Source organism: Nocardioides aestuarii, assembly GCF_039527245.1.
Taxonomy (GTDB): Bacteria; Actinomycetota; Actinomycetes; order Propionibacteriales; family Nocardioidaceae; genus Nocardioides; species Nocardioides aestuarii.
The window spans coordinates 1170536-1192551 of the sequence record NZ_BAAAJT010000002.1; the positions used below are offsets into that span (position 1 = coordinate 1170536).

Sequence of the window (22016 nt, forward strand, 5' to 3'; positions counted from 1 at the left end):
TCCTCCTCATCTTCCCCGTGGCGACTCTCGCCCCGGGCCGGAATTGGCACCGTTTCCACCGGGCAGCCGGAGGCTGCGTGGTGGCGGTTGCCGGGACGTCGACGGGCCGTTCCCTCAGTCCCTCTCGATGAGCTGTCTGGAACTGTACGCCGCCGTGTCTCACGATGCGTCGGCCAGTCCCGCCATGTGGATGGTCAGTGGGCGATCCGTGCGCCCTGCCGCAGCCACCAGCGCGCCCCCGGACCGGCCGGGTGGGCGGTGTCGAGGGCGAGGTCGTGGAGGACCGGGTCGCCGGCCATGCCGAGCGCGAAGAGCGCGGCCTGGGCGGTGCCGTCGGCCGCCTTCCACGCGGCGTCGAGCACGCGCCTCTCGACCGGCTCGCCGGTGGTGCCGGCGAGCAGCAGCCCCGCCTGGAGCCGCTCGTCGGTCGCGCCCTCGAGCCAGCGCCCGGCCGCGCGCGCGGGTGCGGGCAGCCGCGACCCCGCCAGCCGTCGCGCCACCCGGCGGCGTACGAGCTGGTCGGCGTGGGCGTCGACGAGCGCGGCGAGCTGGGCGACGGCCGGCGTCCCGAGGGACGGGATCGCCCCGAGCAGCATGTAGGAGGTGACGGCCCGGCTCTCCAGCGGCGAGTGGGCGATGTCGAAGAGCAGCCGGGCGAGGACCGGCTGGTCCGGCAGCCCGAGCGGGCCGGTCACCGCTCGCGCGCGCTCCTGGGCGTCGTTCCACTCGGCGTTGACCCGCGACTTCGTCGGGTGGCTGACCCTGGGCACCGGCGCGAGCGGCCGCTGGACGCCGCGCCGCACCTTCTCGCGCGCCGGCGCCGGCATCAGCCGGACGAGGTGGGAGAGCCACTCGTGGCGCGCCGACCCGTCGGGGCTGGCGTTGAGCTGCTCGACGAGCGGAGGGGCGACGGTGCGCCAGACGCCGGCGTCGGGAGCGATCTGGGCCATGTTCTCCAGCGCGAGCGCACCGCCGACCACGACGTGGTCGCGCGGGTCGGCGAGCAGCTCGGTGCACCACTCGACCGCCTCGGCGTCGACGGCCTCCCCGACGGCGCTCATCAGGTCGTTGAGGACCTGGACCTCGGGATCCGCCACGATCTCGCGGGCGACCTCGAGCACGACGTGGCCGTAGCCGCTGCCTCGCAGCAGGGCGAGCGCCTCGTAGCGGGCGGGGTAGGCCGCCCCGACCGCGCGGGCCAGCTCACCGACCAGCCGCGAGACCAGCTCGCGCGCCAGGCTCTCGGGCAGGCCGACGGCGCCGGGCTGCGCCAGGGCCCGCGCCCAGGCCAGCCAGAGTCCCCCGGTGCTCTCGCCCCCGAGCAGCTGCTCGGTGGCCTCCGAGACCTCCCGGACCGTGCGCCAGCCCGGCGAGGCGTCCTGGTCGGCCGGGCTCACGCCGGGGAACGTGCGGCAGGTGACGTCGACCGGCGCGCGCAGCGATCCCGGGACCAGCCCGAGCGCCGGCTCGATCCGGTCGAGCAGCGCGCCGTGGCGCAGCTGCCCGAGCTCGAGCCGGTGGAGGGTCGTGGGGCTGGTGCCGATCTCCGTCGCGACCGACTGCATGCTGGGCGCTCCGCCCGGGGCCGCCAGCCGGACCATCCGCGCGGTCCAGCCGATCCGCACCGCGACGTCGACGTGCGCACCGAACAGTGCCGTCGTGTCGTCGAGCACGGCGGCGGGAGCCCCCCGCTTCATGATCGGACGATAAGCCCTGTTTCCCCCAGAACGCGGGACAACCGGACGAAGGGGTGTCACCGGGAGCGGGCGCTGCGACAGTGGCCACGCACTCGTCGTCGCGCGACGGGCCGATCCACGTCGGGGGAGCCGCGCGCCTGCGGTCGCTCGTCGCGGCCGCCCCGACCGGCCGGCGCCCGGAGGCCCGGCTGGTGCGGGGCGGTCCGGCCGACCGCCTACTCGCCGGCGTCGCGGGTGAGCCGGCGCAGCAGCTCGAGGACGCCGTCGGGACCCTCGACCAGCACGTCGGCGCGCTCGGCGAGCGCCGACTCCTCCTCGGAGAGCGAGCAGACCAGCAGGGTCGGCATGCCCTGGTCGCGCAGCTCCTCGACCGCGTCGAACGCGTCGAGGTCGCCGAGGTCGTCGCCGGCGAACAGGAAGCCCCCGGCGTCCTGCTCCTCGACCAGGGTGCGGACGGCGTTGCCCTTGCTCATGCCCGGCGCGCGCACCTCGATCACGTTGCGGCCCGGTTCGAGCGCCAGGCCGTGGCGGTCGGCCAGCTGCTGCATCGGCTCGAGGAGCCGGTCGCGCGCGGCCCCCGGCTCCGGCAGCCGGCGGGTGTGGACGGCGACGGCCAGCCCCTTCTCCTCCACGTGGGCCTCGCCCGCGTCGGCGCGGCGCAGCAGACGCGGGAGCTCGCGCTCGAAGGTGGACAGCCCCTGCGGCGGGCGCGGCGAGACCACGCGCCGGTTGGTCGAGCTCCACCGCTCGTTGCCGTACTGGCCGAAGACGAAGAGCTCCTTGCCGTGGTCGGCGATCTCGCGACCGATCTCGTCGAGGTCGCCCAGGGCGAGCGCCTGTCGTGCCGGCCGGCCGGTGACGACGGCGATGGCGCGCACGACCTCGGCCAGGTCGACCAGCACCCCCCGTCCGTCCGGGTGGATGTGGGCCTCGGCCGGGTCGTCGACGATCGGCGAGAGCACGCCGTCGAAGTCGAGCCCGATCACGCTCCGGGCGGCGGCGGCCGCCAGCTCGGCGTAGCGCTGCTCCGCCTCACGGGAGGTGAAGTCCATGCCCCCATCTCACCAGACCGGGAGCGGGACCGGTCAGGCGGCGTCGGCGGTGAGGACGACCGTCAGCCGGTCGAGGCGCATCTCGCCGACGGCCGGCATGGTCCGGTTGATGCCGAGGTCGAGGGCGAGCTGCTCGGCGGCTGCCTGGAGCCGGGCGGGGTAGTAGACGGTCGAGGAGGGGATGGTGCCCATCCAGTTGTCCTCGCCGACGACCTGCCAGCCGACGTCTCCCGCGCGGGCGGCGTAGCGACCGGCGAGGCCGGTGATGCCGGAGTTGTTGTAGACCTCGACGTAGACGTCGCCGCGGACGACCTTCGGCTTCTTCTCACGGATCTTGTCGGCCTTCTCGGGCGTGCCGGAGGGCTCGACCTCGGGCTCGGGCGCCGGTTGGGCGACCGCGGTGACCTCGCGCTCGGTCGGCTCCTCGCCGCGGGTCGCGACGTAGGCGATGCCGGCCATCGCCACCGCGATGACGCTCAGCATGGCGACCGGCGAGGGGAAGGCGACGCCGCGCTGGTTGCGGATGCGCACGGTCGGCCTAGAGCTCGAAGCCGAGGCGGCGCGCGGAGCGCTGGCGCTGGCGGGCGGACCGGAGCCGGCGGAGCCGCCGCACGAGCAGCGGGTCGGCCTCGAGCGCCTCGGGACGGTCGATCAGCGCGTTGAGCACCTGGTAGTAGCGGGTCGAGGACATGTCGAACTTCTCGCGGACCGCGGTCTCCTTGGCGCCGGCGTACTTCCACCAGTGGCGCTCGAACTCCAGGATGTCGCGGTCGCGGTCGCTCAGGCCCGGCTGCTCGCCGGCCGGCTGGCCGTGGAGGGCGTTCGCGGCGTCCATCGGAGTCTCCCCAGAGGTAGGTAGGTGCTGCTGGACCTCAAGGATAGGCGACGAACCACAACGGTGTCATTCGCTCTCCGGCGAGTCGTGGCGACCATCACGGGCCGTAGGTTGGTGGGCATGAGCACCGAGCCCGTCCCCACCCGCTGGGGCATCCTCGCGACCGGCCGGATCGCCGGCAGCTTCGTCACCGACCTGCGCGACGTCCCGGGAGCGAGCGTGGCAGCCGTGGGCTCGCGGAGCGCGGGCGGGGCCGAGCGCTTCGTGGCCGAGCACGGGCTCGACGGGGCGCGCACCCACGCGTCGTACGCCGACCTGGTGGCCGACCCCGACGTGGACGTCGTCTACGTCGCCTCCCCCCATGCCCTCCACCTCGAGCACGCGCTGCTCGCCCTGGCCGCCGGCAAGCACGTCCTGTGCGAGAAGCCGCTGGTCATGAACGTCGCGGAGGCCGAGCAGCTGGTCGCAGCGGCACGTGAGGCGGACCGCTTCCTCATGGAGGCGATGTGGACGGCCTGCCACCCGGTCGTCCGGGCGGTCGTGTCGGGCCTGGAGGAGGGCCGCTTCGGCATCCCGAGGCAGGTCCACGCCTCGCTGGGGTTCCGCGTCGAGGGCACCCCCGACGACCGGATGTTCGACCCCGCCCTCGGCGCCGGCGCGCTGCTCGACATGGGCATCTACCCGCTCACGCTCGCCGACCTGACGCTCGGCCCGGTCGAACAGGCGGTCGCCGTCGCGGACGTGGACGACCGCGGTGTCGACCAGGACGTCTCGGTCGCCACGCGCCACGCCGGCGGCGGGCTGGGCGCGCTGACCGCGTCGATGACCTCGGCGTCGCCGCGCACGGCCCACGTCGCGACCGACACCGGTCGGCTCGACTTCCCCGACTCCTTCCACCACCCGACCCACGTCACGTGGACCCCCACCGGCGGCGAGCCCGAGCGGATCGAGGGCCTCGAGCCCGTCCTCGGCAGCGGCCTCGGCAACGAGGCCCTCCATGTCGCCCACTGCCTGCGCGGCGGGCTGCGCGAGAGCCCGCTGGTGCCCCACGCGATGTCACTGCGGCTGGCGGCCGTCATGGACGACGTACGCCGCCAGGTCGGCGTGACCTACGCCGCCGACGGCCGCTGACCCCTCGGGGTGGGTCGTGGCCCACCGCACCACGACTAGGGTCGTGACCGTGCCGCCGTCCAGCCAGCTCGTCATCGTCGCCAACCGGCTCCCGGTCGACCGCGTCGAGCTCCCGGACGGCAGCCCCGGCTGGCGTCGCTCGCCCGGCGGCCTGGTCAGCGCGCTCGACCCGGTCATGCGCAGGAACGACGGCGTGTGGATCGGGTGGCCCGGTGGCACCGAGCAGGACCTCGAGCCGTTCGAGGACGACGGCCTCAAGCTCGTGCCGGTGTCGCTGAGCGCCGACGAGGTCGAGGAGTTCTACGAGGGGCTCTCCAACGCGACCCTCTGGCCGATCTACCACGACGTGATCGCCAAGCCGGAGTTCCACCGCGAGTGGTGGGACAGCTACGTCACCGTCAACCGCCGCTTCGCGGAGAAGGCGGTCCAGGTCGCCGAGGAGGGCGCGACGGTCTGGGTCCACGACTACCAGCTCCAGCTGGTGCCGGCGATGCTGCGCGAGATGCGGCCCGACCTGCGCATCGGCTTCTACCTCCACATCCCCTTCCCGCCGGCCGAGCTCTTCGCCCAGCTGCCGTGGCGGCGCCAGATCCTGGAGGGCCTGCTGGGGGCCGACCTGGTCGGTTTCCAGATGGCCGGCGGCGCGCAGAACTTCGTCCGGCTGGTCCGCCAGCGGGTCGGCCACAAGACCCACCGTGACCTCGTCTACCTCCCGGACGGCCGTACGGTGCGCGCGGCGGCGTTCCCGATCTCGATCGACACCGAGGGCTACGAGGCGCTCGCCCGCGAGGAGTCGGTGCTCGACCGCGCCGAGGAGATCCGCAGCGCGGTGGGCAGCCCGAGGAAGGTCTTCCTCGGCGTCGACCGGCTCGACTACACCAAGGGCATCCACGCCCGCCTGCGCGCCTTCGCCGAGCTGATCCAGGACGGCGAGATCGACGTCGACGACGCCGTCTTCGTCCAGGTCGCGACGCCGTCGCGCGAGCGGGTCGAGCAGTACCGGATCCTCCGCGAGGAGATCGAACGCCTCGTCGGCCACGTCAACGGCGACCTCGGCCGGATCGGCCGTCCCGCCATCCACTACCTCCACTCCTCCTACCCCCGCGAGGAGATGGCCGCGCTCTACCGCGCCGCGGACATCATGGTCGTCACGCCCTACCGCGACGGCATGAACCTCGTCGCCAAGGAGTACGTCGCGTGCCGCTACGACGACGACGGGGCCCTGGTCCTCTCGGAGTTCGCCGGTGCGGCCGACGAGCTGCGCCAGGCGTGGCTGGTCAACCCCTACGACATCAACGGCGTGAAGGCGGCCCTGCTCGACGCCTACCACGCCTCCGAGAAGGACGCCGCGCGCCGGATGAAGGCGATGCGCAAGACCGTGCGCAAGCACGATGTGTCGGCCTGGGCCACCCGCTTCCTCGACGGCCTCTCCGACGTCAGCCCCCACGAGAAGAGCCCCCGCCCGGCCTGAGTCAGGCCATCAGCGCCGTGACCTCGGAGGCGAGGCCAGGTCCGACCGCGCCCCAGCCGGGGTCGTAGCCGTAGACCTCGCGCACCGGGCTCGCCGAGGTGAGGTGCTCGACGAGGTCGACGTCGTCGGCACTGATCAGGGCGGGGTGCACCACGCCGATCGCCTCGGACACCTTGAGCAGGTCGCGCCGCAGCGTGCGGACGTAGTTGGCCAGCCGCTCGCTCTTCAGCGTGGGGTCGAGACCGCGGGCGTAGCGGGGGTTCTGGGTGGCGATGCCGACCGGGCAGTGGTCGGTGTGGCACTTCTGGGCCTGGATGCAGCCGATGGACAGCATCGCCTCGCGCCCGACCGCGATCATGTCGACCCCGAGGGCGAAGGCGAGGACGGCGTTCTCCGGGATCCCGAGCTTGCCGCCGCCGACGAAGGTCACGTCGTCGGCCAGCCCGGCCGCCGCGAACCGGCGGTAGACCTCGGCGAAGCCGAGCCGGAAGGGGTAGGCGACGGAGTCGGCGAAGATCATCGGCGCGGCCCCCGTGCCGCCCTCGCCCCCGTCGACCGCGACGTAGTCGACGCCCCGCTCGCCGTCGCCCATCTGCGCGACCAGCTGGTCCCAGAACTCCAGGTTGCCGACCGCCGACTTGATCCCCACCGGCAGCCCGGTCTCGGCGGCGAGCAGCTCGACGAAGTCGAGCATCGAGTCGACGTCGGTGAAGGCCGTGTGGCGGCTCGGCGACGCGCAGTCGACCCCGGGCTCGATCCCCCGGATCCTCGCGATCTCCTCGCTGACCTTGACTCCCGGGAGCATGCCGCCCAGCCCCGGCTTGGCGCCCTGCGACAGCTTGATCTCGAGAGCGCGGACCGGCGCGGAGGCGACGAGTTCTTGGAGCCGCGCGAGGTCGAACCGTCCGTCGCCGTCGCGGCAGCCGAAGTAGGACGTGCCGAGCTGGAGGACCAGGTCACCGCCGTGGCGGTGGTGGGGCGAGATCGCCCCCTCACCGGTGTTGTGGAGGCACCCCGCCGCCAGGGAGCCCCTGTTGAGCGCCTCGATCGCGTGGCCCGACAACGCGCCGAAGCTCATGCCCGACACGTTGACGACCGACGCCGGCCGGAACGCGTGGGTACGCCGCCGCGGGCCGCCGAGCACCTTGGCCGACGGCAGCGGCGACCCCTCGTGGGCGTGGCTCGGTGTCGGCGCACCGGGCCCCGTGAAGGTGCGGTGCTTGATGATCGGGTAGCCCGCGGTGTTCTCGTAGTCGTTGTCGGTGCCGAACCCGAAGTAGTTGTTCTCCAGCTTGGAGCTCGCGTAGACCCAGCGTCGCTGGTCGCGGCTGAACGGCCGCTCCTCGTCGTTCGACGTCACGATGTACTGCCGCAGCTCGGGCCCGAACTTCTCCAGCTGGTAGCGCAGGTGCCCGATCAGCGGGAAGTTCCGCCGGATCGCGTGCTGCTTCTGGGTCAGGTCGCGCACCGCGACCGCCCCCAGCGCCGCCGCCGTCACCGCCCCCGCCCGTGCCCACCGGCTCGACGTGCTCGACCTCTGCCCCATGTCCCGGTTGTAGTCGCCCCGCGCCGACCTGTCGAGGACGGGGTACTTTCGGCCCCATGGATCTGATCCCCAAGCCCGGTCAGGTCGTCTCCGCGGCCGGCAACGTGGCCCACAAGGTGCTCTACGGGGGACTGGCCGACCTGCGCCCGATGCCGCGCACCCTCATCGACGACGGGACGCTGCGCGAGGTCTACCACTACCGGCCGGCGGCCGCCGTGCGCGAGCAGGGCGACCCGGTCCTGCTCGTCACCCCGCTCGCCGCGCCGTCGCTGTGCTACGACCTGCGCCGCGGCTGCTCGCTGGTCGAGCACCTCGTCACCGAGGGCCGGCCCACCTACCTCGTGGAGTACGGCGAGGTGTCGTTCAAGGACCGCAACCTCGGGATGGAGCACTGGGTCGAGGAGGTCGTCCCGGAGGCGGTCCGGGTGGCGTCCGAGCACGCCGGCGGCCGGCCCGTGCACGTCGTCGGCTGGTCGCTCGGCGGGATCTTCGCGCTGCTCGCCGCCGCCGACTCCCCCGACCTCCCGATCGCGTCCCTCACCGTGGTCGGCTCACCCTTCGACGTCTCGCGGGTCCCGCTGGTCGCGCCGATCCGGCCGCTGCTCCACCTCAACGTCACCCAGGGCCGGGGCGCGATCACCCGCGCCTACCAGGCGATGGGGGGTGCGCCGAAGCCGCTGGTGCGCTGGGCCTTCCAGCTCTCCTCGTTCCAGAAGCTGGTGACCAAGCCGCTCGCGCTGGCCCAGAACATCGACGACACCGAGTTCCTCGCCCAGATCGAGGCGGTCGACCGGTTCACCGACAACATGATCGCCTACCCCGGCCGGACCTTCGGCCAGCTCTACCACCGGTTCGTGAAGGGCAACGGGCTCGTCGGCGGCGAGCTCGAGCTCGGCGGGCGCACGATCCGGATCGCCGACGTCGAGAAGCCGGTGCTGGTCTTCGGCGGCGCCACCGACGGGATCGCCCCGATCGCGGCGGTGAAGGCCGTCGTGCCGCTCCTGGCCGGCTCGCCGGAGGTGCGCTTCGAGGTCGTGCCCGGCGGCCACCTCGGCATGCTCACCGGTCGTGCCGCACGCGGCACGACCTGGCAGGTCCTCGACGAGTGGGTCGACCAGTGGTCCTCGGACGCCACCGCGACTCCCGACGCACCCACCGCGCCGACCCCGGCGGCCGACGGGGCGCCCGGCTCGATCGGCGCCAACCCGCGCCGCCGCTACGGCTCGGCCGGGTCGCGTTCGCTCGCCCGGTGACCGGCGTACGCCGGGCGGGGGGGGTTGACCCCCGCCGGGGCGCGCCGCAAGTCTCTCTCCTGACCACTCCACTCTCGGGAAATCAGGAGTTCTCATGCGTCTTCGCGCGCTCTTCGCCAGCCTCGCGCTGGTCCTCTCGTCCCTGCTCGTCGTCACCGCCACGTCCGCACCGGCCCAGGCCGACGAGTGCTACTCGTGGGGCCGGACCCTCTCCGAAGGGGCGTCGGGCTCCGACGTCGCCGAGCTCCAGGTCCGCGTCGCGGGTTGGGCGGGCTACGGCGTGAACATGGCGATCGACGGCCAGTTCGGACCGCAGACACGTGCGGCCGTGGCCAGCTTCCAGTCGGCCTACGGCCTGGCCGCCGACGGCGTCGCCGGCCCGGCGACCTTCAGCACGATCTACGCCCTCCAGGACGCCGACTGCACCCCGGTCCACTTCTCGTGGGCGGAGGTCGACGGCGGGTGCGGCCAGGGCGGCTACAGCGGCGGGTCGGTGTCGGCCGCGACCGTCCGGACCAACCTGCTGCGTGCGATGTGGCGGGCCGAGGCCCTGCGCCACCGGATGGGCGACCAGCCGCTGCGGGTCACCTCCGGCTTCCGCTCGAAGGCGTGCGACCAGTCCGTCGGCGGCAGCGGCTCGGGCCAGCACACCTACGGGACGGCGATCGACCTGGTCCCCGCCGGTGGTGGCTCGCCGTCGTTCTGCACGATCGCCTCCAACGCCCGTCACGCCGGCTTCGGCGGCATCTTCGGGCCCGGCTACCCCGGCCACGACGACCACACCCACGTCGACACCAGGACGTCTCGTGCCTGGAGCGCTCCCTCCTGCGGCATCTAGAGGCAATAGCCTCCGCTGCATGACGGCGACCGAGTCCCTCCCGCGCCGGGTCCGCATCGGCTACGGGTCGGGCTCGGTCGCCACCGGCGCCTTCGGCACCGTGCCGGGCCTGATGCTGCTGCCCTACCTCACCGACCAGCTCGGCATCGCCGCGCTGTGGGCCGGCGTCATCGTGTTCCTGCCGAAGGCCTGGGACGTCGTGCTCAACCCGGTCGCCGGCCGGGTCAGCGACCGCACGACGGATGCCCGCGGCCCGCGCCGGCCGTGGCTGCTCAAGGCCGGCATCGCGCTGGCGATCGGGTTCGCGCTGATCTTCGCGGCCCCGGAGCTGGGCTCGCGCTGGGCGGAGGCCGGCTGGGTGCTGGCGTTCTTCCTGGCCACGGCGACGGCGTACGCCTTCTTCCAGGTGCCCTACGTCGCGATGCCGGCCGAGATGACCTCCTCCTACGACGAGCGCACCCGGCTGATGACCTGGCGGGTGGCGATCCTGGCCTTCACGATCATGCTCGCCGGCGCGAGCGCACCTCTGATCCGCGACGCTGTCGGCGGCCGCGGCGGCTATCGCGCGATGGGCGTGGTGATGGCGCTGGTGATCCTGCTCGGGGTGATCCTCGCCTACCGCGGCACGCGCGCCGCCCCCGTCGGGGCGGTCGAGCCCGGCGCCGGCTCGCTGCGCGACCAGCTGCGGATCGTCGCGACCGCCCGCGACTTCCGGGCCCTCCTCACGACCTTCGTGCTGCAGGCCCTGGCGACGGGTTGCATGCTCGCCGGTGTCGACTACCTCGCCGGCGACGTGCTCGGCCGCCAGGGCGCGAGCACGATCCTCTTCGTCTGCTTCGTCGGACCCGCCCTGCTGCTGACCCCGCTCTGGGCGCGGGTGGGCGAACGCATCGGCAAGCGGCAGGGCTACACCCTCGCGTCGCTCGTCCTGGCCGCCGGCGCCGCGGGGGCGGCGGTCGCGCGGGTCGCACCGCCGGGCGTCGTCTTCGCGGCCGTGGCCCTCGTCGGGGTCGGCTACGCGGGCTGCCAGGTCTTCCCGATGGCCATGCTGCCCGATGCGGCCGCGGTCGACGCGCGGCGTACGGGCTCCAACCGGGCCGGCGTCTACACCGGCGTCTGGACCGCGGGCGAGACGCTCGGCCTCGCGCTCGGTCCCGGCGTCTTCGCGGTGGTCCTCGCGGCCGGCGGCTACGTCGCGTCCACGACCGGCGGCACCGACCAGCCCGACTCGGCGCTCACGGCGATCACCCTGGGCTTCTCGCTGCTCCCCGCAGCACTCGTCCTCCTCAGCCTGCTCTGGCTGCGGAGCTACACCCTCGACGCGGAGGCGGTCGACCATGACTGACGTACGAGCCCGACTGGCGGCGATGCAGGAGGGCGACCTGCCCGTCCACGGCGGGCGCACGCTCGCCTACGTCTACGACTCGGGGCTCGCCGAGGTCGACGCCCTCGGGCGCGACGCGGTCGCGGCCTATGCCGGGAGCAACGGGCTCGACCCGACGGCGTTCCCCTCGCTGCTGGCGATGGAGAACGACCTGGTCGCGACCGCGTGCGACCTGCTCGACGCCCCGGAGGGGGCGGTCGGCACCGTCACCTCCGGCGGCACCGAGTCGTGCCTGCTCGCGGTGCAGGCCGCGCGCGACGCCCACCCGGAGGTGACGGACCCCGCGATCGTCGTGCCCGACACCGTCCACGCCGCCTTCCACAAGGCGGCCCACTACTTCGGGCTCCGCACGGTGGTGGTGCCCGTCGGCGGCGACTTCCGGGCCGACGCCGCCGCGATGGCGGCGGCCCTCGACGCCACGACGGTGCTCGTGGTCGTGTCCGCGCCGTCCTACGCGCACGGCGTCGTCGACCCGGTGACCGAGGTCGCGGCGGCGGCTGCCGCCCGCGGCGTCCGCTGCCACGTCGACGCCTGCATCGGCGGCTGGGTGCTGCCCTACGCCGCGCGGCTGGGGCGGCGGGTGCCGCCGTGGACGTTCGCGGTCGAGGGGGTCACGTCGATCTCGGTCGACCTCCACAAGTACGGCTACGCGCCGAAGGGCACCTCGCTGCTGCTCCACCGGACCGCCGCCCTCCGGCGACCGCAGTACTTCGCGTGGGCGGACTGGCCGGGCTACACGATGCTCAACTCCACGATGCAGTCGACGAAGTCGGGCGGCCCGCTGGCGGGAGCGTGGGCGGTGACCCGGGAGATCGGCGACGAGGGCTACCTCCGGCTGGCCGAGGCCGCACTGACCGCGACCGACGCGGTCGTGCGCGGCGTACCCTCCTCGCTGAGCGTGGTCGCCCCGCCCGAGTCGACGCTGGTCGCGCTCGAGACCGACGGCAGCTGCGACGTCTTCACCGTGGCCGACGAGATGGCCGCCCGCGGCTGGTACGTCCAGCCGCAGATGTCCTACGCCGGCCGCCCCCCGACCCTCCACCTCTCGCTCAGCGCGGCCACCGACGCCGACGGCTTCCTCGCCGCACTCTCCGACGCTGTCGCCGCCGCCGTCGCGGCCGGACCGGTGACGGTCGACCCCGAGGTGGTCGCGTTCATCGAGGCGCTCGACCCCACCGCACTCACCGACGACGACTTCGACGGCCTGCTCGCGGCGTCCGGACTCGTGGGCGCGTCCGACGACGGCGGCCTCGCCCTCCCCGACCGCATGGCCGGCGTCAACGCCCTCCTCGACGTCGCCTCCCCCCGGATGCGTGAGGCGCTCCTCGTCGCCTTCCTCGACCGGCTGTCGCGACCGGCCGACCGCTTGTAACGCCGGGTTAGGGGCTGTGCCACTGGGGAATACCCTGGGTGGAACATGTCCTAACCCGGCGTTACATGCCCCGCTAGCCTCGCGGCATGGGCACGCTCGCGGACCTGGTGGACAAGCGGCTGGTGGCGCCGGACTGGGCGGAGGCGCTGGCGCCGGTGGAGGAGCGGATCGCGGCGCTGGGCCGGTTCCTGCGCGAGGAGCAGACGGCCGGGCGCGGCTACCTGCCGGCCGGCGACCGGGTGCTGCGCGCGTTCGAGCGGCCGATGGCCGACGTCAAGGTGCTGGTCGTCGGCCAGGACCCCTACCCCAACCCGACCCACCCGATCGGGCTCAGCTTCGCCGTCGCGCGCGACGTGTGGCCGATCCCCGCCAGCCTGCGCAACATCTACGTCGAGCTGCGCGACGACCTCGGCGTCGTACCCCCGAAGCACGGCGACCTCACGGCCTGGGCCGACCAGGGGGTGATGCTGCTCAACCGGGTCCTGACCGTGCAGCCCGGCCAGCCCAACAGCCACCGCGGGCGCGGCTGGGAGGAGGTGACCGAGTGCGCGATCCGGGCGCTCGCCGCGCGGGGCGGCCCGCTGGCCGCGATCCTCTGGGGCAGCAACGCCCAGACGCTCAAGCCGCTGCTCGGTCCGGTGCCGTGGGTCGAGTCGGCCCACCCCTCCCCGCTCGCCGCCTACCGCGGGTTCTTCGGCTCGAAGCCCTTCAGCCGGGTCAACCACCTGCTCCAGGAGCAGGGCGGCGAGCCGGTCGACTGGGCGCAGGGGTGGGAATGATGTTGAAGGTTGAACTACTATGGTGCCTGTGAACGATCGCATGCCGGCCCTCTACATCGGCCACGGCGCCCCGCCGCTCCTCGACGACCCGATCTGGTCGGGGCAGCTGGCGGCCTGGGCCGCCGACCTCCCGCGCCCGAGGGCGATCCTCATCGTCAGCGCCCACTGGGAGTCGGCGCCGGTGATGCTCAGCGCCAGCGGCGCCCCGCTCGTCTACGACTTCGGCGGCTTCGAGGAGAAGTACTACCGGATGACCTACGAGACCCCCGACGCGACCGCGCTCGCGACGCGCATCGCGGGCCTGATGCCCGACACCGAGCCGGTGCACCAGCATGTCTCCCGCGGCCTCGACCACGGCGCGTGGGTCCCGCTGAAGATCATGTATCCCGACGCCGACATCCCCGTCCTGCAGATGTCGCTGCCGACCCAGGACCCCGAGCGGCTGATGCGGCTCGGCGAGCGCCTCAAGCCGCTGCGTGACGAGGGCGTGCTCATCGTCGGCTCCGGCTTCCTGACCCACGGCCTGCCGTTCCTGCGCGAGTTCCGCATCGACGCGGCTGCCCCGGGCTGGTCCAGCGACTTCGACGCCTGGGCCGCCGACGCACTCGCGCGCGGCGACGTCGACACGCTCGCGGCCTACGCCTCCAAGGCGCCGGGCATGCCCTACGCCCACCCGACGGTCGAGCACTACACGCCGCTCTTCGTCACCCTCGGCGCCGCCACGACGCCCGACGAGCCCGGCACCCAGGTGATCGACGGCTTCTGGATGGGACTGTCGAAGCGCTCGCTGCAGGTCGCCTGACCTAGCCGCCCGTGACCTCGTCGAGCTCGGCGAGGTCCTCCGGGGTCGGCTCCCAGCGCAGCGCCGCCGCGTTGGTCCGCACCTGCTCGCCGCTGGTCGCGCCCGCGATGACCGACCCGACCATCGGCTGCGCCGCCAGGCCCGCGATCGCGACGTCCAGGACGCTGAGGTCGCGTGCCCCGGCGTACGCCGTCAGCGCCTCGATCCGGTCCCAGTCGGCGGTCTGGAGCCACTGGGCCCGTGACGGGTCGAGGACCGCACGCGACCCCTCGGGTGCGGCCTCGCCGCGGCGGTACTTCCCGGTGAGCAGCCCGTACTCGAGCGGGAAGAACGGCAGCATCCCGACCCCGTACTGCTCGCAGGCGGGGATCACCTCGTCCTCGACGGTGCGGTCGAGCAGCGAGTAGCGGTTCTGCACGGAGACGAAGCGCTCGAGCCCGGCGGTCCGCGCGGTCCAGTCGGCGTCGGCGAGCTGCCAGGCGGCGAAGTTCGAGCAGCCGACGTAGCGGACCTTGCCGTCGCGCACGAGGTCGGTCAGGGCCGAGAGGGTCTCCTCGACCGGCGTGACGTCGTCGGGGAGGTGGAGCTGGTAGAGGTCGAGGTGGTCGGTGCGCAGCCGGCGCAGCGACTCCTCCACCGCGCGGACGACGTAGCGCCGCGAGCCGTGGGCGTCCCGGTCGTGCCCGAACAGCCGCTTCTGGCCCATGCCGAACTTGGTCGCCAGCACGAACTCGTCGCGCTGCCCCCGCAGCGCCTCGCCCAACAGCTCCTCGGACCCGCCCGGCGGGTCGCCGTACGCGTCCGCGGTGTCGAGGAAGGTGACGCCGGTGTCGCGGGCGGCCGCGAGGATCCCCTTCACCCCGTCGAGGTCCACGCGCCTGCTGAAGGCGTTGCAGCCGATGCCGACCGCGCTGACCACGAGTCCCGAGTCGCCCAGAGGGCGGTAGTTCATGCTCACGCGACGAGCCTACGATCGGGGTGTGCGCATCCTGTCGATCCAGTCCCACGTCGCCTACGGGCACGTCGGCAACTCCGCCGCCGTCTTCCCGCTCCAGCGGCTCGGTCACGAGGTGTGGCCCGTGCTGACGGTGAACTTCTCCAACCACACCGGCTACGGCGCGTGGCGCGGCCCGCTCATCGCGCCCGCCGACGTCACCGACGTGATCACCGGGATCGAGGAGCGCGGGGCGTTCACCGCCTGCGACGCCGTGCTGTCGGGCTACCAGGGCAGCCCCGCGATCGCCGAGGTCATCGTCGACGCCGTACGCCGCGTCAAGGAGGCCAACCCCGAGGCGACCTACACCTGCGACCCGGTGATGGGCAACGCCAAGTCGGGGTGCTTCGTCAACCCCGAGATCCCGCCGATCATCCGCGAGAAGGTCGTGCCGGTCGCCGACATCCTCACGCCCAACCAGTTCGAGCTCGGCTTCATGACCGACACCGACCCTCACACGCTCGACGAGGTGCTGGAGAGCGCCGACAAGGCCAGGGCGATGGGGCCGTCGACGATCCTGGTCACCAGCGTCGAGACCGGCGAGGGCACGATCGGCCTGATGGCCGTCGACGACGAGGGTGCGTGGCTGGTCGAGACGCCCCTGCTGCCGATGAAGGCCAACGGGTCCGGCGACATCACCGCGGCCCTCTTCACCGCCCACCTCCACGACTCCGGCTCCGCCGCGGTCGCCGTGGGGCGCACCGTCTCCTCGGTCTACGCCGTCCTCAGGGACACGCTGGAGTCCGGTGAGCGCGAGCTGCGGCTCGTCGCCGCCCAGGACGCCATCGCCTCCCCCGCCGAGGAGTTCGAGGTGACGCGGGTCCGATGACGCGCCCCCGCCGGATCACCTGGCGCACGGCCCTCGTGGCCGTGGCGCTGGTGGCCGGCTTGTTCGCGCTCCACGCCCTGAGCCACCACGGTGAGCACCTCCCGTCGGCCACGGCGGCCGTCTCCCACCACGACCACGCGGCCGATCACCACCAGTCCGCACCGGCGGACTCCCATGACCACGGTGCGTTGACGCTCTGCCTGGCGATGCTCGCGGGAGCCGGCGTCTGGCTCCTCGCCACGGCCGTACGCCGCCGCGGGTCGCGGCCGCTGGTCGTGCTGCCCCGCGGGGCGGTTGGCGGCGTACGGCTGCGGGCCACGGGGCGCGCCCACGCACCACCCGGCCGCTGGGACCTCTCGGTGTGCCGCTGCTGAGGAGCACCCGCTCCCCACCAGCCTGCACCGACCGAGAGGAACACCCCCGATGAACACCACCCGACGGGTGGCCGCCGTGCTCGCGGCCGCCGCCCTGACCCTGTCCGCCTGCGGTGACGACACCGACGAGGCGGCGTCGTCGATCCCGGAGTCCCAGCCCTTCAACCAGGCCGACGTCGACTTCGCGACCGACATGATCATCCACCACTCCCAGGCGCTCACGATGGTCGACCTGGCCGCACCCCGCCCGGGCCTGTCACCGAAGCTGATGGCGCTGCTGGAGGAGATCCGCAACGCCCAGACCCAGGAGGCGGAGCTGATGACCGACTGGCTCGAGGACTGGGGCCAGCCGGTGCCCAACAACCCCCGCAGCCACGGCGGGATGGACCACGACGAGGCCGAGGACATGGCCTCCGACATGCCGGGGATGATGAGCGACGACGAGATGGGCATGCTCGAGGACGCCGACGGCGACGCCTTCGAGGAGATGTGGCTCGAGATGATGGTCGAGCACCACGAGGGCGCGATCGAGATGGCCGAGGCCGAGGCCGACGACGGGGAGTTCCACGACACCGTCGAGCTGGCCGAGCAGATCGCGACGACCCAGGCCGCCGAGGTCGAGCAGATGGAGAAGCTCCTCGACTGACGCTGCGTCCTGCGTTCGGCCGGTCGCGTACGGCGTGTCGCCGGCCGAACGCAGGACGAGCCAGGTGGAGCCGCGTGTCGGGATCGAACCGACGGCCTTTCGCTTACAAGGCGAGCGCTCTACCAGCTGAGCTAACGCGGCGGGGGCGGCGCACATGCTAACCGCCCGGAGTGCCTAGGCTCTCCTCGTGACCCGTGTCGACGACTGGCCCGCCCTCGCCGAGCTCTGCGACCGGTACGGCGTGTCGCGCGACTACTGGGACTGGCAGGGCAACCACGTGCCGGTCCAGGTCTCGACCGCCCAGGCGCTGCTCGGCGCCCTCGACGTCGACGCGTCGAGCGAGGAGTCGGTCCGGGCCGCGCTGGCGGCCCACGACCTGGCGCCGTGGCGGCGGATGGTCGCGCCGGTGACCGTCGGTCGCGCCGGCCACCCGGTCGACGTGGTCGCCCACGTGACCCACGGCCAGCCGCTGGCGGTGCAGGTCGTGACCGAGCACGGCGCCGTCGTGGACGCCCGCCAGGTCGACCACCACGTCGAACCGCGCGAGGTCGACGGCGTCCTGACCGGCCAGGCGCGGTTCGTCCTCCCCGACGACCTGCCGACCGGCTACCACACGATCCGGGCGACGAGCGGCGCCGCGAGCCAGGAGGGCCTGCTCGTGCTCGCCCCCGACCGGCTGGAGCTGCCCCCGGCCCTCGGCCGCCAGGCGTGGGGACTGATGACCCAGCTCTACTCCGTGCGCTCCCGTGCGTCGTGGGGCATCGGCGACTTCGGTGACCTCGCGGCCCTCGGCGAGTGGGGCGGCGACCTCGGGGCGGCCTTCGTGCTGGTCAACCCGCTCCACGCGGCGGAGCCCGTGCCCCCGGTCGAGGACTCCCCCTACCTGCCGACCTCGCGCCGCTACCTCAACCCGCTCTACGTCCGGGTCACCGACGTCCCCGAGCTCGCGGGGCTCCCCGCGTCTGACCGGGAGCGGGTCGACGCGCTCCGGGAGGACGCCGTCGACGACGCCGACGGCCTGCTCGACCGGCAGGCGTCGTACGCCGCCAAGCTGGCCGCCCTCGACCTCGTCCACGACGTCGCCCGGTCGCCGGAGCGCCAGGCCGCCTACGAGGCCTTCCTGGCCGACCAGGGCCCGGAGCTGCGCCAGTTCGCGACCTGGTGCGCGCTCGCCGAGGACCTCCACGGCCAGGAGTGGCCCGAGGGGCTGCGCGACCCGGCGTCGGCCGAGGTGGCGGCGGCGGCCGGGCGGCTGGCCGACCGGGTCGACTTCTTCTGCTGGCTCCAGTGGGTCGCCGACGAGCAGCTCGCCGCCGCCCACGCCGCCGCGATCGACGCCGGCATGTCCGTCGGGCTGGTGACCGACCTCGCGGTCGGGGTCCACCCGGCCGGGGCCGAGGTGTGGACCCTCGGACCGGCGCTCGCGCGTGGCCTGACCGTGGGCGCCCCACCCGACGCGTTCAACCAGATCGGCCAGGACTGGTCCCAGCCGCCGTGGCGTCCCGACGTCCTCGCCGAGCTCGGTTATGCCCCCTACCGGGCCGTGCTGCGGGCGGCGCTGCGGCACGCGGGCGGGCTGCGCATCGACCACGTCATGGGGCTCTTCCGGCTCTGGTGCATCCCGCACGGTGACGCCGCCTCGCAAGGCGCCTACCTGCGCTACGACCACGAGGCGATGGTCTCGATCCTGCTGCTCGAGGCCGAGCGGGCCGGCGCGTTCGTCGTCGGCGAGGACCTCGGCGTCGTCGAGCCGTTCGTGCGCGACTACCTCGCGGGCCGCGGCGTGCTCGGCACGTCCATCCTGTGGTTCGAGATGGACGGCGACCGGCCGCGGCCGCCCGAGACCTGGCGCGAGCTCTGCCTGGCCACCGTCACGACCCACGACCTGCCCCCGACGGCGGGCTACCTCGCCGGTGAGCACGTCCGGCTGCGCGACTCGCTCGGCCTGCTGACCCGCACCGTCACCGAGGAGCTCGCCGTCAGCGAGCGGGAGCGCGAGACCTTCCTCGCCGAGCTCCGCAGCCGCGGGATGCTCACCGAGGGTGCGTCGGAGGAGGAGACCGTCGCCGCGCTCCACGAGCTGCTGGCCCGCTCCCCCAGCCGGCTGCTCGGCGTCATGGTCAGCGACCTGGTCGGCGACCGGCGTACGCAGAACCAGCCCGGCACCCATCGGGAGTACCCCAACTGGCGGGTCCCGCTCTCCGGCCCCGACGGCGAGCCGCTGCTGCTGGAGGACCTGCCGGCCTCCGCCCGGGCTCGCGACCTCGCGGCCCGGCTCTCGCAGCCCTAGTCTCTTCCCATGGCCCTCCGCATCGTGGCGAGCCGGCCCGACCCGGCGATCGTGACGCTGCCGTGGTCGGTGCCGCTGGAGGAGTGGAGCGACGACTACGTCGTCCCGCTCCCCCGCGGCCTGTCGCGCCACGTCGTGCGCATCGTGCGGCTCAAGGACCGCGTCTACGCGGTCAAGGAGACGGTCGAGGACATCGCCTTCCGGGAGTACCGCCTGCTGCGCGACCTGCAGCGCATGGGCCTGCCCGCGGTCGTCCCCCAGGGCGTCGTCACCGGCCGCGAGGACGCCGACGGCGAGGAGCTGCCTGCCGCGCTCCTGACCGAGCACCTCCGCTTCTCGCTCCCCTACCGCAGCCTCTTCTGCCACGGCCTCTCCGCCGAGAGCCTGCCCAACCTCGTCGACGCCCTGGTGGTGCTGCTCGTGCGGCTCCACCTCACCGACTTCTACTGGGGCGACGTCTCGCTCTCCAACGTCCTCTTCCGGCGCAGCGCGGGCGGTTTCGCCGCCTACCTCGTCGACGCCGAGACCGGCGAGCTCAAGGACAGCCTGTCGAAGTCGATGCGCGAGTACGACGTGCGCGTCGGCTGCGAGAACGTCTACGCCGAGCTGCTCGACCTCCAGGCCAGCGGCCAGCTCGACGAGCAGGTCGACGCGTGGGAGATCGTCGACATGGTCGAGCAGCGCTACAACGCCCTCTGGGACGAGCTGACCGGCGAGGAGGAGTTCCCCTCCGGCGACATGTGGCGCATCGAGCAGCGCATCGAGCGGCTCAACGACCTCGGCTTCGACGTCGAGGAGATCGACATCGTGACCGACTTCGACGGCGACCAGATCCGGATCCAGCCGCGCGTCGTCGAGCTCGGCCACCACTCGCGGGAGCTGCAGGGCCTGACCGGGATGTACGCCGAGGACGCGCAGGCGCGGCGGATGCTCAACGACATCGCGGCCTACACCGCCGCCAAGGACCTCGGCCGGGAGGACCGGGCGCTGGTCGCCAACCGCTGGTTGACCGAGGTCTACGAGCCGCTGATGGCGATGGTGCCACCCGAGGCCCGCGGCAAGCTCGAGCCCGCCGAGATCTTCCACGAGCTGCTCGTCCACCGGTGGTACCTCTCCGAGCGCGCCGGCCGCGAGGTCAGCCTCACCGAGACCGCCCGCGACTACATCGAGAAGATCCTCAGCGCGAAGCCGGAGGAGGCCGTCACGGCCGTCGCTCCCGAGTAGCGCTCGAGGGCGGCCCCGAGGGCGGCTCGGAGGGCGACAGGTCGAGCGGCTCCCAGGCGTCGACGACGAACCCGCCGTTGGTCTGCAGGGTCACGGACTGGATCCCGACGGGCCGGTCGTCGCGGTAGGTGATGAGCGAGACCATCGCGTCGCGTCGCGGCTTGCTCCCGATCGCGATGGCGTAGGCCGCCCCGCCGGTCGTCCCGGTCGTGTAGTCGTAGCCCACCCGGCCGTCCGGGGCCGCGACGCGCGTCGGCCCGATCCTCACGTGGACGTGGCCGCCGACGACGAGGTCGACGCAGCCGCGGTCGAGCGCGTCGCGGGCGAGGTCGGTGTCGTGGACGAGCACCGTGGCGACCCGGTCGTCGGCGTCGCAGAGGGCGTCGCTGAAGCGTGCGGCGACCTCGCCGAACCCGAGCCCGGTCTCGTCGCGCCAGTTGCCCAGCCCGCTGGAGCGCGGGTCGGGGATGCCGGCCAGCCGGCCCATCCCGGGGACGTCGACGATCTCGTCGTCGAGGACCTCCCAGCCGAGGTCGGTGAGGTAGTCGCCGACGAAGTCGCCGTGGTCGTGGTTGCCGGTGACGGCGTAGCGCTCGTAGCCCTCGGCGAAGGCCGCGGCGAGCGAGTCGAGGCTGAAGGCCTCCCACGACGAGCCGGTCGAGGTGTCGTCGCCGGCGTCGAGCACCGCGGTCGCCCCGGCGCGGTCGCCGATCGCGCGGGCGACCCGGTCCATGCCGATGTTGTCGTGGCGGTCGGAGACCAGCACCGCGACGGTCTCGTCCTCGGCGGGCTCGCGCAGCTCGAGGTCCGCGGCCCGTGAGGCCGCCTGGTCGTAGAAGTCGAGGGACTTCTCGTAGGTGGAGATCGCGCTCTCGACGAGCCGGCGGGTGTCGAGGGCCGTCGGGTCGCTGCGGATCTCGACGGCCGCCGCGGCTTCGGGGACCAGGAAGTCGCGGCCGACGAACTGCTGCAGCGTGAGCCAGGTCTGCTGGTCCTCGACCGCCGGGGTCTGGTCGGCCCACGGCTCCCAGATCACGACGCCGGTCACCGCGAGGACGGTCACCACGGCGACGCTGCGCGGCGACCGCGCCAGCGTCCACAGCTCGTGGCGCCGGCGGCGTCCGAGGAGGAGCCACACACCGACGGGCACCAGCCCGACCAGCCCGCCGCGCAGGGCGGCGCCGATCGCCATCTCCCGCACCGCGGCCTCGACCCGTGCGATCGAGCCCTCGGGCTGGCTGGCGATGAGCGCGTAGCGCTGGACCAGCTCGCCCGTGGTCGTCGCGGTGGTCTTGCCCAGCGTGACCTCGACGCCGAGCGTCTGCCCCGAGTCGAGCCGGAGGTCCGGCAGCACCGGCCCGGTCCGGACGGTGACCAGCCCGTCGACGGTCGGCCGTACGACGGCGTCGTGACTGGCCACGACCACCTCACGCTCGGAGTCGAGGAAGAAGCCCCAGCCCGCGATCGCCGACGTGACCGCCCAGACCACGGCCAGCAGC

Annotated in this window: 20 protein-coding genes, 1 tRNA gene and 1 riboswitch; of the genes, 13 read left to right on the forward strand and 8 right to left on the reverse strand. The window is 73.4% G+C overall.

Annotation, left to right across the window (positions count from 1 at the left end; translation table 11 throughout):
• Positions 1-3: 3 nt before the first annotated feature.
• A riboswitch (SAM riboswitch) is annotated at positions 4-134 on the reverse strand.
• Between the two features lie 60 nt (positions 135-194).
• The 4 genes from ABD091_RS06075 to ABD091_RS06090 all read right to left on the reverse strand — a co-directional run bounded on the left by ABD091_RS06075 (position 195) and on the right by ABD091_RS06090 (position 3584).
• Positions 195-1697 (reverse strand): hypothetical protein, encoded by a 1503-nt coding sequence (locus ABD091_RS06075; protein WP_343916427.1) that lies wholly within the window; start codon positions 1695-1697, stop codon positions 195-197.
• Positions 1698-1912: 215 nt separating this feature from the next.
• Positions 1913-2749, reverse strand: coding sequence for a trehalose-phosphatase (gene otsB, locus ABD091_RS06080; RefSeq protein ID WP_343916429.1), 837 nt, complete (start codon positions 2747-2749; stop codon positions 1913-1915).
• Between the two features lie 33 nt (positions 2750-2782).
• Positions 2783-3280 carry a LytR C-terminal domain-containing protein gene (locus ABD091_RS06085; protein WP_343916431.1) on the reverse strand — a complete coding sequence of 166 codons (498 nt, stop codon included), beginning with the start codon at positions 3278-3280 and terminating at the stop codon, positions 2783-2785.
• A gap of 7 nt (positions 3281-3287) precedes the next feature.
• Complete coding sequence (locus tag ABD091_RS06090) at positions 3288-3584, reverse strand: DUF3263 domain-containing protein (protein WP_343916433.1); 297 nt, start codon at positions 3582-3584, stop codon at positions 3288-3290.
• A gap of 120 nt (positions 3585-3704) precedes the next feature.
• Here ABD091_RS06090 and ABD091_RS06095 point away from each other — a divergent pair, with 120 nt between their 5' ends.
• Both ABD091_RS06095 and ABD091_RS06100 read left to right on the forward strand, forming a co-directional pair.
• A complete protein-coding gene (locus ABD091_RS06095; protein WP_343916435.1) occupies positions 3705-4715 on the forward strand; it encodes a Gfo/Idh/MocA family protein in 1011 nt (336 codons plus the stop codon).
• 43 nt (positions 4716-4758) lie between these two features.
• Entirely contained in the window at positions 4759-6186 is a 1428-nt protein-coding gene (locus tag ABD091_RS06100; RefSeq protein ID WP_425571485.1) for an alpha,alpha-trehalose-phosphate synthase (UDP-forming), read from the forward strand.
• A 1-nt stretch (position 6187) separates the two neighbouring features.
• Here ABD091_RS06100 and ABD091_RS06105 read toward each other — a convergent pair whose 3' ends face one another.
• Positions 6188-7732 carry a glutamate synthase-related protein gene (locus ABD091_RS06105; protein ID WP_343916437.1) on the reverse strand — a complete coding sequence of 515 codons (1545 nt, stop codon included), beginning with the start codon at positions 7730-7732 and terminating at the stop codon, positions 6188-6190.
• Positions 7733-7788: 56 nt separating this feature from the next.
• Here ABD091_RS06105 and ABD091_RS06110 point away from each other — a divergent pair, with 56 nt between their 5' ends.
• From ABD091_RS06110 to ABD091_RS06135, 6 genes are all read left to right on the forward strand, one after another.
• A complete protein-coding gene (locus ABD091_RS06110) occupies positions 7789-8985 on the forward strand; it encodes an alpha/beta fold hydrolase (protein ID WP_343916439.1) in 1197 nt (398 codons plus the stop codon).
• A gap of 94 nt (positions 8986-9079) precedes the next feature.
• Positions 9080-9823, forward strand: a complete 744-nt coding sequence (locus ABD091_RS06115; RefSeq protein WP_343916441.1) for a D-Ala-D-Ala carboxypeptidase family metallohydrolase — start codon at positions 9080-9082, stop codon at positions 9821-9823.
• Positions 9824-9842: 19 nt separating this feature from the next.
• Positions 9843-11168 (forward strand): MFS transporter, encoded by a 1326-nt coding sequence (locus tag ABD091_RS06120; protein ID WP_343916443.1) that lies wholly within the window; start codon positions 9843-9845, stop codon positions 11166-11168.
• Positions 11161-12579 carry a pyridoxal phosphate-dependent decarboxylase family protein gene (locus ABD091_RS06125; RefSeq protein WP_343916444.1) on the forward strand — a complete coding sequence of 473 codons (1419 nt, stop codon included), beginning with the start codon at positions 11161-11163 and terminating at the stop codon, positions 12577-12579. The genes ABD091_RS06120 and ABD091_RS06125 overlap by 8 nt, the downstream gene beginning before the upstream one ends.
• A gap of 86 nt (positions 12580-12665) precedes the next feature.
• On the forward strand, positions 12666-13358 hold the full coding sequence (locus tag ABD091_RS06130) for a uracil-DNA glycosylase (protein ID WP_343916445.1): 693 nt from the start codon (positions 12666-12668) through the stop codon (positions 13356-13358).
• 19 nt (positions 13359-13377) lie between these two features.
• The gene (locus ABD091_RS06135; protein WP_343916447.1) at positions 13378-14160 is read left to right on the forward strand and encodes a dioxygenase family protein; all 783 of its coding nucleotides are present in this window, start codon (positions 13378-13380) and stop codon (positions 14158-14160) included.
• Position 14161: 1 nt separating this feature from the next.
• On the opposite strand, the gene ABD091_RS06140 is transcribed toward ABD091_RS06135, so the two are convergent.
• The gene (locus ABD091_RS06140) at positions 14162-15112 is read right to left on the reverse strand and encodes an aldo/keto reductase (protein ID WP_343920894.1); all 951 of its coding nucleotides are present in this window, start codon (positions 15110-15112) and stop codon (positions 14162-14164) included.
• Positions 15113-15140: 28 nt separating this feature from the next.
• Between ABD091_RS06140 and pdxY the strand changes: the two genes are divergently transcribed.
• From pdxY to ABD091_RS06155, 3 genes are read left to right on the forward strand one after another with little or no spacing between them, the layout of a single operon-like run.
• A complete protein-coding gene (pdxY, locus tag ABD091_RS06145; RefSeq protein ID WP_343916449.1) occupies positions 15141-15983 on the forward strand; it encodes a pyridoxal kinase PdxY in 843 nt (280 codons plus the stop codon).
• On the forward strand, positions 15980-16357 hold the full coding sequence (locus ABD091_RS06150; RefSeq protein WP_343916451.1) for a hypothetical protein: 378 nt from the start codon (positions 15980-15982) through the stop codon (positions 16355-16357). The genes pdxY and ABD091_RS06150 overlap by 4 nt, the downstream gene beginning before the upstream one ends.
• Before the next feature lie 49 nt (positions 16358-16406).
• On the forward strand, positions 16407-17003 hold the full coding sequence (locus tag ABD091_RS06155) for a DUF305 domain-containing protein (RefSeq protein WP_343916453.1): 597 nt from the start codon (positions 16407-16409) through the stop codon (positions 17001-17003).
• 65 nt (positions 17004-17068) lie between these two features.
• On the opposite strand, the gene ABD091_RS06160 is transcribed toward ABD091_RS06155, so the two are convergent.
• A tRNA-Thr gene (locus ABD091_RS06160) sits at positions 17069-17144 on the reverse strand.
• 46 nt (positions 17145-17190) lie between these two features.
• Between ABD091_RS06160 and malQ the strand changes: the two genes are divergently transcribed.
• Positions 17191-19293, forward strand: a complete 2103-nt coding sequence (gene malQ / locus ABD091_RS06165) for a 4-alpha-glucanotransferase (protein WP_343916455.1) — start codon at positions 17191-17193, stop codon at positions 19291-19293.
• A gap of 9 nt (positions 19294-19302) precedes the next feature.
• On the forward strand, positions 19303-20517 hold the full coding sequence (locus tag ABD091_RS06170) for a DUF4032 domain-containing protein (protein ID WP_343916457.1): 1215 nt from the start codon (positions 19303-19305) through the stop codon (positions 20515-20517).
• On the opposite strand, the gene ABD091_RS06175 is transcribed toward ABD091_RS06170, so the two are convergent.
• Positions 20495-22006: a metallophosphoesterase family protein gene (locus ABD091_RS06175; protein ID WP_343916459.1), complete on the reverse strand. Its 1512-nt coding sequence runs from the start codon at positions 22004-22006 to the stop codon at positions 20495-20497. The two genes, ABD091_RS06170 and ABD091_RS06175, sit on opposite strands and share 23 nt — an antisense overlap.
• Between the last annotated feature and the right edge of the window lie 10 nt (positions 22007-22016).

Excerpts from the sequence above, each read along its gene's own strand:
- ABD091_RS06075 (WP_343916427.1), bottom strand. The coding sequence starts at position 1,697 with ATGAAGCGGGGGGCTCCCGCCGCCGTGCTCGACGACACGACGGCACTG.
- otsB (WP_343916429.1), bottom strand. The coding sequence starts at position 2,749 with ATGGACTTCACCTCCCGTGAGGCGGAGCAGCGCTACGCCGAGCTGGCG.
- ABD091_RS06090 (WP_343916433.1), bottom strand. The coding sequence starts at position 3,584 with ATGGACGCCGCGAACGCCCTCCACGGCCAGCCGGCCGGCGAGCAGCCG.
- ABD091_RS06095 (WP_343916435.1), top strand. The coding sequence starts at position 3,705 with ATGAGCACCGAGCCCGTCCCCACCCGCTGGGGCATCCTCGCGACCGGC.
- ABD091_RS06105 (WP_343916437.1), bottom strand. The coding sequence starts at position 7,732 with ATGGGGCAGAGGTCGAGCACGTCGAGCCGGTGGGCACGGGCGGGGGCG.
- ABD091_RS06110 (WP_343916439.1), top strand. The coding sequence starts at position 7,789 with ATGGATCTGATCCCCAAGCCCGGTCAGGTCGTCTCCGCGGCCGGCAAC.
- ABD091_RS06115 (WP_343916441.1), top strand. The coding sequence starts at position 9,080 with ATGCGTCTTCGCGCGCTCTTCGCCAGCCTCGCGCTGGTCCTCTCGTCC.
- ABD091_RS06120 (WP_343916443.1), top strand. The coding sequence starts at position 9,843 with ATGACGGCGACCGAGTCCCTCCCGCGCCGGGTCCGCATCGGCTACGGG.
- ABD091_RS06125 (WP_343916444.1), top strand. The coding sequence starts at position 11,161 with ATGACTGACGTACGAGCCCGACTGGCGGCGATGCAGGAGGGCGACCTG.
- ABD091_RS06130 (WP_343916445.1), top strand. The coding sequence starts at position 12,666 with ATGGGCACGCTCGCGGACCTGGTGGACAAGCGGCTGGTGGCGCCGGAC.
- ABD091_RS06135 (WP_343916447.1), top strand. The coding sequence starts at position 13,378 with ATGGTGCCTGTGAACGATCGCATGCCGGCCCTCTACATCGGCCACGGC.
- ABD091_RS06140 (WP_343920894.1), bottom strand. The coding sequence starts at position 15,112 with ATGAACTACCGCCCTCTGGGCGACTCGGGACTCGTGGTCAGCGCGGTC.
- ABD091_RS06150 (WP_343916451.1), top strand. The coding sequence starts at position 15,980 with ATGACGCGCCCCCGCCGGATCACCTGGCGCACGGCCCTCGTGGCCGTG.
- ABD091_RS06155 (WP_343916453.1), top strand. The coding sequence starts at position 16,407 with ATGAACACCACCCGACGGGTGGCCGCCGTGCTCGCGGCCGCCGCCCTG.
- ABD091_RS06170 (WP_343916457.1), top strand. The coding sequence starts at position 19,303 with ATGGCCCTCCGCATCGTGGCGAGCCGGCCCGACCCGGCGATCGTGACG.